At 47.8% G+C, this 15,087-nt stretch carries 12 protein-coding genes; 2 read left to right on the forward strand and 10 right to left on the reverse strand.

The genetic code is table 11. The annotated features are described in order from the left end of the window. Window positions 1-4: 4 nt before the first annotated feature. From rfbC to galU, 6 genes are all read right to left on the reverse strand, one after another. Entirely contained in the window at window positions 5-565 is a 561-nt protein-coding gene (rfbC, locus tag J1779_RS12740) for a dTDP-4-dehydrorhamnose 3,5-epimerase (protein ID WP_122094933.1), read from the reverse strand. A 3-nt stretch (window positions 566-568) separates the two neighbouring features. Beyond that, window positions 569-1,447, reverse strand: a complete 879-nt coding sequence (gene rfbA / locus J1779_RS12745; RefSeq protein ID WP_217203928.1) for a glucose-1-phosphate thymidylyltransferase RfbA — start codon at window positions 1,445-1,447, stop codon at window positions 569-571. A 48-nt stretch (window positions 1,448-1,495) separates the two neighbouring features. Beyond that, window positions 1,496-2,395 (reverse strand): dTDP-4-dehydrorhamnose reductase, encoded by a 900-nt coding sequence (gene rfbD, locus J1779_RS12750; protein WP_217203929.1) that lies wholly within the window; start codon window positions 2,393-2,395, stop codon window positions 1,496-1,498. Next, entirely contained in the window at window positions 2,395-3,480 is a 1,086-nt protein-coding gene (rfbB, locus tag J1779_RS12755) for a dTDP-glucose 4,6-dehydratase (RefSeq protein WP_217203930.1), read from the reverse strand. Before rfbB ends, rfbD begins: the two co-directional genes overlap by 1 nt. A gap of 54 nt (window positions 3,481-3,534) precedes the next feature. Next, a complete protein-coding gene (wecA, locus tag J1779_RS12760; protein WP_217203931.1) occupies window positions 3,535-4,575 on the reverse strand; it encodes a UDP-N-acetylglucosamine--undecaprenyl-phosphate N-acetylglucosaminephosphotransferase in 1,041 nt (346 codons plus the stop codon). Window positions 4,576-5,466: 891 nt separating this feature from the next. Further along, a complete protein-coding gene (gene galU, locus J1779_RS12765) occupies window positions 5,467-6,354 on the reverse strand; it encodes a UTP--glucose-1-phosphate uridylyltransferase GalU (protein ID WP_056769545.1) in 888 nt (295 codons plus the stop codon). A 462-nt stretch (window positions 6,355-6,816) separates the two neighbouring features. On the opposite strand from galU, the gene J1779_RS12770 reads away from it, so the two are divergent. Then, complete coding sequence (locus J1779_RS12770; RefSeq protein WP_217203962.1) at window positions 6,817-8,406, forward strand: TerC family protein; 1,590 nt, start codon at window positions 6,817-6,819, stop codon at window positions 8,404-8,406. A 59-nt stretch (window positions 8,407-8,465) separates the two neighbouring features. Here the strand turns inward: J1779_RS12770 and asmA are convergent, their stop codons facing one another. The 4 genes from asmA to apbC all read right to left on the reverse strand — a co-directional run bounded on the left by asmA (window position 8,466) and on the right by apbC (window position 12,880). Continuing rightward, on the reverse strand, window positions 8,466-10,316 hold the full coding sequence (gene asmA / locus J1779_RS12775; RefSeq protein WP_217203932.1) for an outer membrane assembly protein AsmA: 1,851 nt from the start codon (window positions 10,314-10,316) through the stop codon (window positions 8,466-8,468). A gap of 43 nt (window positions 10,317-10,359) precedes the next feature. Further along, on the reverse strand, window positions 10,360-10,941 hold the full coding sequence (gene dcd / locus J1779_RS12780; RefSeq protein ID WP_056769537.1) for a dCTP deaminase: 582 nt from the start codon (window positions 10,939-10,941) through the stop codon (window positions 10,360-10,362). A gap of 38 nt (window positions 10,942-10,979) precedes the next feature. Continuing rightward, window positions 10,980-11,621, reverse strand: coding sequence for a uridine kinase (udk, locus tag J1779_RS12785; RefSeq protein WP_056769536.1), 642 nt, complete (start codon window positions 11,619-11,621; stop codon window positions 10,980-10,982). A gap of 146 nt (window positions 11,622-11,767) precedes the next feature. Next, window positions 11,768-12,880 (reverse strand): iron-sulfur cluster carrier protein ApbC, encoded by a 1,113-nt coding sequence (apbC, locus tag J1779_RS12790; RefSeq protein WP_056769534.1) that lies wholly within the window; start codon window positions 12,878-12,880, stop codon window positions 11,768-11,770. Between the two features lie 161 nt (window positions 12,881-13,041). On the opposite strand from apbC, the gene metG reads away from it, so the two are divergent. Continuing rightward, entirely contained in the window at window positions 13,042-15,072 is a 2,031-nt protein-coding gene (gene metG, locus J1779_RS12795) for a methionine--tRNA ligase (protein WP_217203933.1), read from the forward strand. Window positions 15,073-15,087: the final 15 nt, after the last annotated feature.

Consider the following 15,087-nt stretch of genomic DNA (forward strand, 5'->3'; position numbering starts at 1 on the left):
TGCCTTAAGAATTTACATTTTTTGTATTTATATCTGCAAATTTATTACCTAAGAGATCTTTTGAAGATAGCTCAGGTTTTGAATTTTCAATTGGCCATTCAATTGCTAGGGTTGAGTCATCCCAAGCGATGCATGATTCATCTTTTGGAGAATAGTAATCCGTCGTTTTATATAAAAATTCTGTATTATCTTTAAGTGCATAAAAACCATGTGCAAAACCTTCAGGTATCCAAAGCTGACGTTTATTTTCAGCGGATAAGTAAACACCTACCCACTTCCCAAATGTCGGAGATGATTCCCTGATATCAACGGCAACGTCATATACCTCACCTTGCGCGCACCGAACAAGTTTACCTTGTGCATGCGGTGTACGCTGGTAATGCAATCCTCTAAGCACACCCTTTGAAGATTTGGAATGGTTATCTTGGACAAAATTCACTTTACCACCAACGGCTTCTTCAAATATCTTCTGGTTAAAACTTTCAAAGAAGAACCCACGGTCATCACCAAATACTTTTGGCTCGAAAATTAATACATCTGGAATTTCAGTTTTTATAACATTCATAAATCAATGACCTTTGACCATTTTCAGCAAATATTGACCATAGTTATTTTTTGATAGTGGTTCGGCTAATACCCTAACCTGTTCAGCTGTTATGAAACCTTTGCGGAAAGCGATTTCTTCGGGGCAAGCAACTTTCAGTCCTTGGCGCATTTCAATTGTTTGAATAAAGTTACTTGCCTCAATGAGGCTCTGATGTGTACCTGTATCCAACCATGCATAGCCCCTGCCCATCATTGCAACCTGAAGTCGGCCTTCTTCCATATAGATACGATTGATATCGGTAATTTCATACTCACCACGCTTAGACGGTTTTAATCCTTTTGCCATTTTAACAACGCTATTGTCATAAAAATATAAACCCGTAACTGCATAATTACTTTTAGGCTCTACAGGTTTCTCTTCTAAAGAGATGGCTACTCCTGCTTTATCAAACTCAACAACACCGTAGCGCTCAGGATCATGAACATGGTATGCAAATACCGTTGCACCAGACTTTTTAGCCACCGCTGTTTCTAATTGTTTTTGAAGATCATTCCCGTAGAAAATATTGTCACCAAGCACCAGCGCACAATCATCTTCACCAATAAACTCTTCACCAATTACAAAAGCCTGAGCCAGGCCATCCGGAGTTTCTTGAACTTTATATTGCAGGTTCAACCCCCACTGGCTACCGTCTCCCAGTAATTGTTCAAAACGAGGTGTATCCTGCGGGGTACTAATAATTAATATATCTCGAATACCCGCCAGCATGAGTGTGCTGATCGGGTAATAAATCATAGGCTTGTCATAAATAGGTAAGAGTTGTTTACTCACTGCCATTGTTACAGGATATAAACGTGTGCCAGATCCGCCTGCGAGAATAATTCCTTTACGAGTGGTCATATTAAGCTCTCAATTTTTTAATCTGCCGCTTGAGGCAGTACAATCATTTTATAGGCCTGAAGGTGTGAATAACTCTGCAAGCATGCGTTCAACGCCGATATCCCAGGATGGCAAGGTTAAATTAAAGGTGTGCTGGAATTTACGGTTATCGAGCCTGGAGTTATTTGGGCGCCGTGCGGGTGTTGGATACGCGCTTGTGGCAACAGGTAGCGTTTTCTTTAAGGCCAGTTTAAAGTCGTTATTCTGAGCTTCAGCAAAAACCAAATTAGCGTAGTCAAACCAGGTAGTTGAACCTGAAGCTACCAGATGGTAAAGACCCGCGACTTCAGGCTTGCTAAGCGCTGTTCTGATTGCATGAGCGGTACAATCGGCAAGCAGTTCTGCACCTGTAGGCGCGCCAAACTGATCATTGATGATTGACAGTTCTTCTCTGTCTTTAGCAAGTCGAAGCATAGTCTTAGCAAAGTTGTTGCCTTTACCGGCATACACCCAACTTGTACGAAAAATCAGATGTTTCGGGCAATACTTCTGAACGGCCACTTCTCCGGCAAGTTTCGTCTCACCGTAAGTATTTAACGGCCCGGTTGCATCATCCTCAGTCCATGGGGTTACGCCATCACCAGGGAAAACGTAATCTGTGGAATAATGGACTAACCAAGCACCGATGGCAGCAGCCTCTTTTGCAATAGCTTCAACACTTGTTGCATTTAATAGCTGTGCGAAATCCCGTTCTGATTCCGCTTTATCAACAGCTGTATGGGCAGCTGCGTTGACTATCACATCAGGTTTAATTCGGCGAACTGTTTCTGCAACGCCTTCAGGATTACTGAAATCTCCGCAATATTCTTGCGTATGTACGTCAAGCGCAATAACCTTTCCCAACGGTGCGAGTGCTCGCTGTAATTCCCAACCTACCTGACCCGTTTTACCGAACAGAAGAATATTCATTATTTGCGCTCTCCATAATTCTGCTCAACCCAGGTCTTGTAGGCTCCGCTTTTTACGTTGTTCACCCACAACTTATTATCTAAGTACCACTGAACAGTTTTGCGGATACCGCTTTCAAAGGTTTCGACCGGTTTCCAGCCAAGTGCATGATTAATTTTCTCTGCATCAATCGCATAACGACGGTCATGACCCGGGCGGTCAGTCACATACGTGATCTGTTCGCGATAGGATTTTTCTTTAGGAACGAGTTCATCCAGCAGATCACAAATAGTCAGAACCACATCGAAGTTTTTCTTCTCATTATGTCCTCCGATATTGTATGTCTCGCCAACTTCGCCGTTAGTGACCACGGTATAAAGCGCGCGAGCATGATCCTCTACATATAACCAGTCGCGAATCTGATCGCCCTTACCGTAAATCGGCAAACTCTTTCCTTCTAATGCATTTAAAATCACTAAAGGAATGAGTTTCTCCGGGAAATGATACGGCCCGTAGTTGTTAGAACAGTTGGTGACAATACAAGGGAGGCCATACGTGCGCTGCCAGGAGCGAACCAGATGATCGCTTGATGCCTTCGATGCTGAATAAGGGCTGCTTGGTGCGTAAGGCGTTTTTTCAGTAAACAGAGGAAGTTTTTCCTCAGCATTCCACTCATCCGGATGAGGCAAGTCTCCATAAACTTCATCGGTGGAGATATGATGAAAACGAAATGCCTCTTTTTTATTGCCCGTCAGTTGTGACCAATAAGCACGCGTCGCTTCAAGTAAGGTATAAGTCCCTACAATATTGGTTTCAATAAATTCAGCCGGCCCCGTAATTGAACGGTCAACATGACTTTCGGCAGCCAGATGCATGACGGCATCAGGTTGGTGCACCGCAAAAATCTGATCAATTGCCTCTTTATTGCAGATATCAGCCTGGACGAAAGCATAACGGTCATTTTGAGCGATCATGGAAACAGACTCAAGATTACCTGCGTAGGTCAGCTTATCGACATTAATCACGCTATCTTGAGTATTATTTATAATATGGCGAACTACCGCAGATCCTATGAACCCAGCACCACCTGTCACTAATATCTTCATTTAACTTTCTCTTTTTATCCATCTTAAATCTGAATTTTAAGTTTTAAAATATCGCTATGATCTATTATTTTCTTTAAGCGACCCTATCTTAGCCAGCTTATTTATAAACAACACAAAAGCGCCAAAACAAGCAATAAACAAAATGAGAACACCAAGCTGGTTATAATTCATCATATCAGCGTAGATGCCTACTGCAGAGAATGATATTGCTATGGCCAATACAACACCTAACGCAGTTGAATGCGTAAAACCATATTTCAATAATATGTGGTGTAAATGCTCACGATCGGGTTTGAAGGGACTGTCACCTCGTCTGACCCTTGAAATCATAACGCGAATCATGTCCATCAAAGGAACAGCGATAATCCATAATGCTGTAACCGGATGCAATATGGCAGTTGTACCCTGCGTCGCAAGAATAATTAACCAGATTACGGTAAATCCAATTAATGTACTCCCGGCGTCTCCCATGAACACTTTAAATTTACGTCCCCACGGGATACCAAGATTGAGAAGAATATAGGGTAAACAGGCGATGGTTAAACAAATACACCACTGTGCAAGTTCATATTTTCCATGTAAAGTGAAGGCGATACCTAAAGAGGCAAAGCTTACGCATGATAATGCCCCCAAAAGTCCATCAATACCGTCCACCATATTGAATGCATTAATTGCACACATAACAGCAAAAATAGTAATCAGATATCCTAGTACGCCCAATCCAACAGCATATCCCAGGAATATATCGCCTAAAGAAGAAAGATGTAACCCACTGAACATCATAACAATAGCGACAAAAGCCTGGAGCAAAATTCGCGGCGTAACTGGCAAATCAAACCTGTCGTCCAATACACCAACAAATAACAGAAGACTCACACAGATAATGTAGTATTCAAAATTTGGAAACCAATTTGGTTGTAAAAAAAACAACACCCAAATAGATATATATATTGAAACTCCGCCCACAAGAGGAATATGCCCGTTATGATGTTTCCTTGCATTAGGTTTATCTACTAATCCTACGCGCCGGGCAACCCTACGGGCAACAAATAATGAAGCTAACGCACTAAAAAATATTATAATATATTCTTGCATGACCGCACCATGTTCAATAGATTAATGTTTTATACACCCTAAATATTATTAATATATGATAAATACTTATGAAACTTCATGAACGTAGTTTTTTAGCCATTTAATAAATTTTGCTTCCGGTAAACTTACGACCTGAACAACCCTGTCGGTCTTGGTAATGGAGACAAAAACGAAGTAAATTTGTACTGCGGGCAAACAGTGTACAGTAAAAATCCACGCTACCGCCCCTGGCTCTGAAGCTACCAATGTGCTTATTTTGATAACAAACTAAATATCAAACACTTATAAGAGTACCATCTTCCACTCTTACTAACCAGGGAACCTCCCCTGACTGACTTAATCGGTAATTTTTATCCTAAACGTATGCGATAGCAAGACCTAATCATCTTAAAAGACATCGCGATAATCTTCAGAACACATTGATTTTGTTTAAAAACGTAACCGGTTAGCGCTGTAGACAAATCGGTTAATAACAGTCACTCTACTTTTCCATCGCTAATTCAGTAATATATAAACTTCAGAGTTGCCATAATATGATTTTCAGCCACGGTTTAATGTTGATTTATGTTTGTGCACATAGCCTAGCTCAATACTCTGATTAACGCAGCCTAAACACACCTATTTTGTGAATAAATGCCTGTTTAAACAACAACATTGTACAGATAACGTACTGTAGGTAATCGATGCATAAATGCTTCGGTCATGATTACTTTATAATAGGATTTCGATTAATAAATAAGTGACTGCTTGCCTATTTTTCAGGCATAAAGAAGTAAATCACTCTTTCATAGAAGTCTTTTTAGCTGTGCGGTCATGTTCACAAGCAGGATCTCTTCGCTCATAAAAAAGCACCATAAAAATGGTGCTTTCAGAACCACAAAAGTCAGTAGATTACTCGCCAGCAAACTCTTTAAGCCAGGCTTTGAAAGCGTCACCTTGTGAGTTATGGCGCACGCCGTACTCCACAAAGGCTTTCATGTAACCCAGCTTATCGCCACAGTCATGTGAACGACCGGTCATAGTGAAAGCTTCAACGGTCTTTTTTTTCATCAACAGTGCAATAGCATCTGTCAGCTGAATTTCGTTACCTGCGCCGTAAGGTGTGATCGCCAGCAGCGGCCAGATATCTTCGGAGAAAACATAACGTCCTACTACTGCCAGGTTGGATGGCGCATCTTTACGCTCTGGCTTTTCAACGATTGCCGTCATTGGTGTGCTTTTACCTGGCTCACCCTCAACGCCGTTACAATCGACAACGCCATATTTAGAAACGTCTTCTTCCGGCACTTCTTCAACCATAACCTGACTGTTACCGGTTTCTTTAAAACGGGTCAGCATAGCGGCAAGGTTATCTTTGCGCAGATCGCTGGTGGAATCATCCATCAGAACGTCTGGCAGGATAACTGCGAAAGGTGAATTACCAATCAATGGCTTGGCGCACAGAACAGCATGACCCAGACCTTTGGATTGCCCCTGACGCACGTTCATGATGGTCACACCTTTAGGACAGATGGACTGCACCTCTTCCAGCAACTGACGCTTGACGCGTGTTTCCAGCATGCTTTCCAGTTCAAATGAGGTATCGAAGTGGTTTTCGATCGCATTTTTGGAGGAATGCGTAACCAAAATAATTTCTTTGATGCCCGCTGCAGCACATTCATTAACGATGTACTGGATTAAAGGCTTATCGACGATAGGCAGCATTTCTTTTGGAATGGCTTTCGTCGCTGGCAACATGCGTGTGCCCAGACCGGCAACAGGGATAACAGCTTTTAACATTGTAAAGGATACTCCTTGAAACCTATTGTGTGTAAATTCAGTCAGTTAGCACCAAAGTAAGTCAGGTAGTTCACCAGGCTGAAAATGTAAATGCAAACTTATTACCCAGCACGATATTTTCTTCCGTGAGTATAGACCCTGTGATGTCATTTAGGAGACCGTACTGCTCACCCGGAACATCAAATACATATTCTGTATATGTGATTACGATACCAGTAAGCAGCACCAAACGGTAAGCCTAAGACACAAAATTAGGAATGTTGAACCTGTTCGGCGGTTTTATCATCACAATTTGCTGCATTCCAAATCATTTGGTTTAACCACTCTAACTTAGCGGTCCCTGATGTGCCAATCCTCCCATCAGGCAGGGTACCCCACTGTTTTAGATTTGAATTTTCCTCCTCTGGCGCCCATTATTCAACGTGCGGCAACCGCCGTGTGACTAAAGGTGAAAAAAGTAATATGGAATGGATCGCCGATCCGTCGATTTGGGCCGGGCTGGCTACCCTGGTAGTACTCGAAATTGTTCTGGGCATAGACAATCTCATTTTTATCGCCATTCTTGCGGAAAAACTTCCTCGTCAGCAACGCGACAAGGCGCGTGTCACCGGGCTTTTACTGGCATTAGTGATGCGGTTACTGTTGCTGGCCTCGATCTCCTGGCTGTCTACACTCACCCGCCCTCTTCTGACGGTGCTGGGCCATGCATTCAGTGCCAGAGACATGATCATGCTGACCGGCGGTGTGTTCCTGCTGTTCAAAGCCACGATGGAGTTAAATGAGCGGCTTGAAGGGAAAGACGAAGAGCAAACTCAGCAACATAGTGGGGCAAAATTCTGGCCCGTTGTCGCGCAAATTGTTGTGCTCGATGCCGTCTTCTCGCTGGACTCGGTCATCACGGCCGTCGGGATGGTCGATCACCTCGCCGTGATGATGGTTGCGGTATGTATCGCCATGGGTCTGATGTTGCTGGCAAGCCGTCCGCTGACGCGCTTTGTTAATGCGCATCCGACTATTGTGATTTTGTGCCTTAGCTTCCTGCTGATGATCGGGTTCAGTCTGGTTGCGGAAGGCTTCGGCTATGCGATCCCTAAGGGCTATCTTTACGCTGCAATTGGTTTTTCGGTGATCATTGAAGGCCTGAACCAACTGGCACAGTTTAACCGTCGACGTTTTTTGTCCTCTCGCCGTTCATTGCGTGAACGCACTGCCGAGACGGTTCTGCGTGTTCTGCGCGGTAAGCATGAAGAAGCGGAACTGGATGCACATTCCTCGGGCATGATTGCCGACAGCGCAAATGAAGAGGATGCGATTTTCAATCAGCAGGAACGTCACATGATTGAACGCGTTCTGGGGCTCGGACAGCGCACCGTCAGCAGCGTGATGACCTCACGCCATGATGTTGATAACCTGGAGCTTAACGACCCGGTTGACGTGTTAACGCAGCAAATTGCCAACAATCAGCACACGCGTATTCTGGTGACAGAAGACAGCTCAACAGATGAACCGCTGGGCGTGGTTCACGTGGTTGATCTGCTGAAACAGCAATTGTTACAAAATGAACTCGACCTTAAAGCGCTGATTCGTCAACCGCTGATCTTCCCCGAACAACTTTCTTTGCTGATGGCCCTCGAACAGTTCCGTCAGGCCAAAACGCACTTTGCTTTCGTGGTCGATGAATTCGGTTCCGTTGAAGGCATTGTGACGCTGACGGATGTGATGGAAACTATCGCCGGGAACCTGCCGGAGTCGGATGAAACCCCTGACGCACGTCATGACATTCAGCAACTGGAAGACGGCACCTGGATCGCCAACGGCTATATGCCGCTTGAAGATTTGGTGATGTATATCGCCCTGCCGGTTGACGAGAAACGTGAATACCATACGCTGGCGGGGCTGCTGATGGAGCATACGCAAAGCATCCCGCAGGTGGGCGCACAGATCACAATCTATGATTATTTGTTCGAACCACTGGAAGTCAGCAGTCACCGGATCCTGAAAGTGAAAATCACATCACTGAAGCCGCAAAACGACAACGACTACGAAGTTTAATCATTGTTGAAAAAAAAACGGGTGCCCTGTTAAGGCACCCGTTTTTTATTCGTAAGACATTACTTATTCAGAAGCTTTTGCACTTCGTCATTTCCCTTGCTGTCTTTACGTTTATCAATCCAGTTCTGAATCGCGCTGCGCGCGCTCTGTTCCAGCGTCTGTCTCAGCACCTGGTCAACCTGCAACTGATAACCCATCTGAGCCCACGGCCCGTAAACCCGCAGGGGGATATCGGTGGTTTTCAGTGTATTAATCAGATTGCTGTCACCCTTCCAGCCACCGGTCACACGGATGAGCAAGTTCATGTCAACCTGCTGATCTGCCATGTTAATGGTGCCGTTACCTTTCGCTGTCACCATCGGCGACTGACCTTCAAGATTTTTCAGGGTTAAGGTACCCGTGGCAAGTTGTCCCTGAGCTCTCAGCGTATCGATCTGACTGTAATGATCATAGCGCTCAAGCCCCTGAACCTTATCGCTGCTGCGGGCGACGGCCTGCTGGATAAGCTGCTGAATATTAATGCCGTTCAGATGCGCATTATCCATTGAGAGTTGCCCTTCACCCTGCCAGCGTCGCGCGAAATCTGCGGCGGAAAGCCCTTTGCCATTTACGTCACCTTTGAGCGAGAAGCTCCCGGTCAGCGCTTTTGGCAGGCCATAGGCAGCCAGAACATCACCCAACTCAATCTTGTTCACGTCCGGCACCAGATGAACCTGAATCTGCTTCCCGGTGACATCCATATCGCCAGGCAAAGAGAAGGTACCTGTGCCCATGTTGCCGCTAAAGGTGGATAAACCGACCTGACCCTGCTGATTAACCGCATTCAGTACCAGATTTTGAATTTTCAAACCACGATAGGTCAACTCTGCCACCTTCAGCGCCAGACTGGCATCAAAGTTTTGCAGATTACTCAAACCATTGGGTTGATTGTCCACATCACGGGCAATGACCGGTGCTGAGGTAACAGCAGGCGTGCTTTCACCGGATGTCTCATCCGTTTTAGGCTGCCAGCCGCTAAGGGCATCGAGATCGAGCTTATTGGCGGTTAAATTCAGCTGATAATCTGGACTATCGCCCAGCGTGGCAGATGCGGTTCCGGCGATCTGATTATCGTTCGCCGTTAAGTTCAGCTGGTTCAGTTTGACGGTATCCATATCGCGCTGATAACTGGCCTGCATAGCACCGCTACCCTGAACGCCCTTCACCGGAATATCGGCACCGCTGAGCTGATAGGTAAATTTGCTGATATTCGCCGCGAAGGCCTGAGGATAATGCTGCATATCCAGTTCGGCGGTCATGGTGAATGCCAGATCGCGCTGATTGCGGCTGATGCGGCTGGAAACCTGAAGAGTGGCCTGGCGGTTATCGTTCTTGTCCATTTCCATGTTGATGTCACGGACATTAATTTGATCATCGTTGCCACGCTGCCAGATAAGCAAACTGTCGACGATGCTCAATTTATCGATATCAAATTTCCAGCCAGCCTCAAGATCGGGTGCTGCCGGCGCCACTGGCGTCGGGGTGGAAGGAGCCACCGGCGCGCCGGGCTGATTTTCTTCACTGTCAGGCGTTAACCGCACAACCGCATTTTTCAGCAGCACCTGTTTTACCGCAAGCTGATGAGAAAGCAGCGGCCAAAGTTTGACGTCCAGCCGCATGTTTTCCGCGCTGACCACCGGCGCTTTCGCACCCGGCGCAGTCAGGGAGGTTTGCCCTGCGATAATGCTCATCTGAGGCCAGACATGCCAGCGCAACGGACCGTTAATCGCGAGCTGATAACCGCTTTTCATCTCAACCCGCTCCACCATGTATTGGCGGAAGTCGTTTGGATTGATCAGAAATACCAGCGAAGTCATGCCGGCAATGATAACCACCAGTAAAATAACCAGTGTCGTCAGTAGTCTTCTCATGCCTTCCTCACGTTTTTATCCGACCTGCGGATAAAAAGCTGAATCAGTCTTCATCAATACGGCTGGCAACCGCGCTTTGCTGGTCGCGATATTTCGCATCCTGACGGCTGTTATAAGGGCGTGCCGCCGGTCCGGAAAGCGGCTCGAAGCTCAATGCACCAATCAACATGCCCGGGCGCAGCGCCAATGGCAATTTACCTGAATTATAGAACTCCAGCACGATGCGTCCCTGCCAGCCCGGATCGATACGGTGTGCCGTCACGTGAACCATCAACCCCAGACGTGCGAGGGAGGAACGCCCGTCCAGCCAGCCGACCAGATCGTCGGGAATAGAAACGGTTTCAAACGTCACGGCCAGCGCAAGTTCGCCCGGATGAAGGAAGAACGCCTCGCCTTCAGGCAGGACGATCTCATCACTCATCACTTTATCGAGAGAGGCACTGACTTCGTCCTTCGGGCCACTCAGATCGATAAAACCTGCGTTGTGCCCGAGGAAAACGCGAAATCCATTACCCAGACGTACATCTACTGTAGCACCGTTAATACGTTCAACAGGCGGACGCGGGGAAATTCCCAATTTGCCACTGTCTAGCCAGGCTTCTATATCTCGATCGCAAAGTCTCATCGTTTCTCCGGTATGGTTTTCTACGGCTGCATCCGCGATTAGTTAAAGAATTGGCTGATTTTCGCCTTGAGGATATCAATCGCAATCCGGTTCTTGCCGCCGCGCGGCACAATGATGTCTGCGTATTGTTTGGAGGGTTCGATAAATTGCAGGAACATTGGGCGGACGGTTTTCTGATACTGCGCCATCACTGAATCCATTGAACGGCCACGTTCGTTGACGTCACGCTTCATGCGGCGCATTAGGCAGATATCCAGCGGCGTATCCACGAAGATGGAGAAGTTCATTTCCTGGCGAAGACGCACATCCGTCAGCAGCAGGATCCCTTCCAGAATGATGACTTTCTTAGGTTTCAGCGTCACCGTTTCGGCAAGCCGTGTGTGCTCAATAAAGCTGTAGCTCGGCAATTCGATTGCCTGGCCTGATTTCAGCGCCTGTAAGTGCTGAAACAGCAAATTGTGGTCCATCGCACTTGGATGGTCGTAGTTGGTTTTGACCCGCTCTTCCATGGTCATGTGGCTTTGGTCTTTATAGTAGCAATCTTCAGGGATCACCCCGATGTGCTCATCGCCTACCTGATCACGAAGTTCACGGTATAACGTACTGGCGATAAGGCTTTTTCCCGAAGCAGATGCGCCAGCGATACCTACGATGACACACTGATGGAATTTGTCAGACATAAAATTAAAGACCTGATTTGGAAGTTGGAAGGCAAGCACAGACGTGTGCTTTGAACGCGCCAATTATAAGTTCAAGACAGCGCCTGATGCCAGCGTTAAGGCTGTGTAATCGCTGACATCAGGCAATAAATCGCAGAGTTGAGAGATTAAACTGCGCGGAAAGCGATTTCTGTAGGAATTGCATCGCCTTTCCAGAACAGCTGTGATGCGACTTTTGACGCCAGTTCACGGTAAATCGTTGTAAATTCACTCTCCGGGTTAGACACCACCGTCGGTTCACCGCGATCTAAATCCTCACGAAGCGAGATGTGTAACGGCAATTGTGCCAGCAATTCACAACGGTATTTTTCTGCCAGCCGTTGTGCCCCGCCGGTGCCAAAAATCGGTTCGTGGTGACCGCAATTGCTGCAAACGTGCATGCTCATATTTTCGATAATGCCTAACACCGGCACATGCACTTTCTCGAACATCACGATACCTTTCATCGCGTCGAGCAGCGCGATGTCCTGCGGCGTGGTGACAACCAACGCGCCGGTAACAGGAATATTTTGCGACAGCGTCAGCTGTATATCACCGGTACCCGGTGGCAGGTCGATGACCAGATAGTCCAGATCCGGCCACAGCGTATCCTGCAACATCTGCATCAATGCTTTGCTGGCCATCGGGCCACGCCAGACCATGGCGTTCTCATCGGTAACCAGATAACCAATTGAATTCGTTGCCAGCCCGTGCGCCATAATGGGCGACATATGCACACCATCCGGCGACGTCGGGCGCTCATCTTCTGTGCCCAGCATGTTTGGCACTGAGGGACCATAGATATCGGCATCCAGAATCCCGACCTTTCCACCCTCGGCCGCCAGCGCCAGCGCCAGATTGACTGCGGTGGTGGACTTCCCTACGCCGCCTTTCCCCGAACTGACCGCCAGAATATTACGCACACCTTTAATACCCGGCTGCTCGTTGGCCCGTTTCATGGTGGCGATGTCGTGGCGCAGGTTCCACTGAATGGCGGATGCACCCGTCACGCGCAGCAGTTCGCCGCTGGTTTCATCTTTCAATACTTCGAAACCGCTTTTCCAGGCGAAGGGAAGTGTCAGATCGATATGCAAAACCTCATCCATTAACACGCAGTGATGCAGTGCTTTAATGGCGTTGAGATCTTTTTGCAGAGTGGAATGGCGGAAGGTGGCCAGTACGCCGGTCACTAGTGCGCGCAGCCCCGCGGGGGTGGTCTGCTGTGGGGATTGAGATGTCATCCCGGCTCCTTGAAAGGGGTTGTCAGACTATTTATTAAACGACTTATTCTCTAAATAGCATAACAGAAGAGATGTAGAGATCCCCCGTTTGTTTACGCGGGGCGGCGCTTTCGGTTAACATCAATACCCCTGATTTCAACAACAGAAAGCAAGCTCTTACTATGGCTCAAGTCGCGAAAAAAATTTTGGTAACCTGTGCACTTCCGTACGCCAACGGATCCATCCATCTTGGTCACATGCTCGAACACATCCAGGCTGACGTCTGGGTTCGTTTCCAGCGAATGCGCGGCCATGAGGTGCACTTCATCTGTGCGGACGATGCGCACGGCACGCCGATCATGCTGAAAGCACAGCAACTCGGTATCAAGCCGGAAGAGATGATTGCCGAAATGAGCCAGGAGCATCAGAAAGATTTCGCCGGCTTTGGCATCAGCTACGACAACTATCACTCCACGCACAGCGATGAAAACCGTGAGCTGTCCGAGCTGATTTATGGCCGTCTGAAAGAAAACGGCTTCATCAAGAATCGCACCATTTCTCAATTGTACGATCCGGAGAAAGGCATGTTCCTGCCTGACCGTTTTGTCAAAGGCACCTGCCCGAAATGTAAATCGCCCGACCAGTACGGCGATAACTGTGAAGTCTGCGGTGCGACCTACAGCCCGACCGAACTGATCGAACCGAAGTCCGTGGTGTCTGGCGCTACGCCGGTCATGCGTGACTCCGAGCACTACTTCTTCGATCTGCCAGAATTCAGCGCGATGTTACAGGCGTGGACCCGTTCAGGTGCATTGCAGGAGCAGGTCGCGAACAAAATGCAGGAATGGTTTGAGTCCGGTCTGCAACAATGGGATATCTCCCGTGATGCGCCATATTTCGGTTTCGAAATTCCGGATGCGCCGGGCAAATTCTTCTACGTCTGGCTGGATGCGCCTATCGGTTACATGGGTTCATTTAAGAATCTTTGCGACCGTCGCGGCGATCTGAACTTTGACGAATTCTGGATGAAAGATTCAACGACCGAGCTGTATCACTTCATCGGTAAAGATATCGTTTATTTCCACAGCCTGTTCTGGCCAGCCATGCTGGAAGGCAGCAACTTCCGCAAGCCTACCAATCTGTTTGTTCACGGTTACGTGACGGTGAACGGCGCGAAGATGTCCAAATCCCGCGGCACGTTCATCAAGGCCAGCACCTATCTGAACCATCTGGATGCCGATTGCCTGCGTTATTACTACACCGCCAAACTGTCTTCCCGTATTGATGATATCGATCTGAATCTGGAAGATTTCGTGCAGCGCGTGAACGCCGACATCGTCAATAAAGTGGTCAATCTGGCTTCCCGTAACGCTGGCTTCATCGCCAAACGTTTCGACGGAAAACTGTCGGATACACTGGCTGACGAAGCTCTGTTTAAAACCTTCGCCGATGCCGCTGAGAGCATTGCGCAGGCGTATGACAGCCGCGAATCTGGCCGTGCTATCCGTGAAATCATGGCGCTGGCCGATCTGGCAAACCGTTACGTGGATGAGCAGGCACCGTGGGTTGTGGCGAAACAGGAAGGCCGCGACGCCGACCTGCAGGCTATTTGCTCAATGGGTATCAACCTGTTCCGCGTACTGATGACGTATCTGAAACCTGTTCTGCCATCGCTGGCCGAGCGCAGTGAAGCCTTCCTTAACACCACGCTGAGCTGGGATTCCATTGCGCAGCCTTTACTGTCGCATCAGGTCAATCCGTTCAAAGCGCTGTTTAACCGTATCGAGCTGGATAAAGTGGCCGCGATGGTTGATGCGTCAAAAGAAGACATTGCGGCAGCGAAAGTGCCGGCAACAGGTCCGCTGGCGGATGACCCGATTCAGGACACCATCACATTTGATGATTTCGCTAAAGTGGACATGCGGATTGCGCTGATCAAAACCGCAGATTTCGTGGAAGGTTCGGACAAACTGCTGCGCCTGCAACTGGATCTGGGTGGCGAGACGCGTCAGATTTTCTCCGGCATTCGCTCTGCCTATCCTGATCCAAAAGCGCTGGAAGGCCGTCTGACCATCATGGTCGCTAACCTCGCACCGCGTAAAATGCGCTTCGGTGTTTCTGAAGGAATGGTGATGGCGGCTGGCCCTGGCGGGAAAGAGATCTTCCTGCTCAGCCCGGATTCCGGTGCACAGCCTGGTATGCAGGTGAAATAAGAACGTATGACGACT

This window comes from Rahnella rivi (assembly GCF_019049655.1).
In the GTDB taxonomy this organism is placed as follows: domain Bacteria; phylum Pseudomonadota; class Gammaproteobacteria; order Enterobacterales; family Enterobacteriaceae; genus Rahnella; species Rahnella rivi.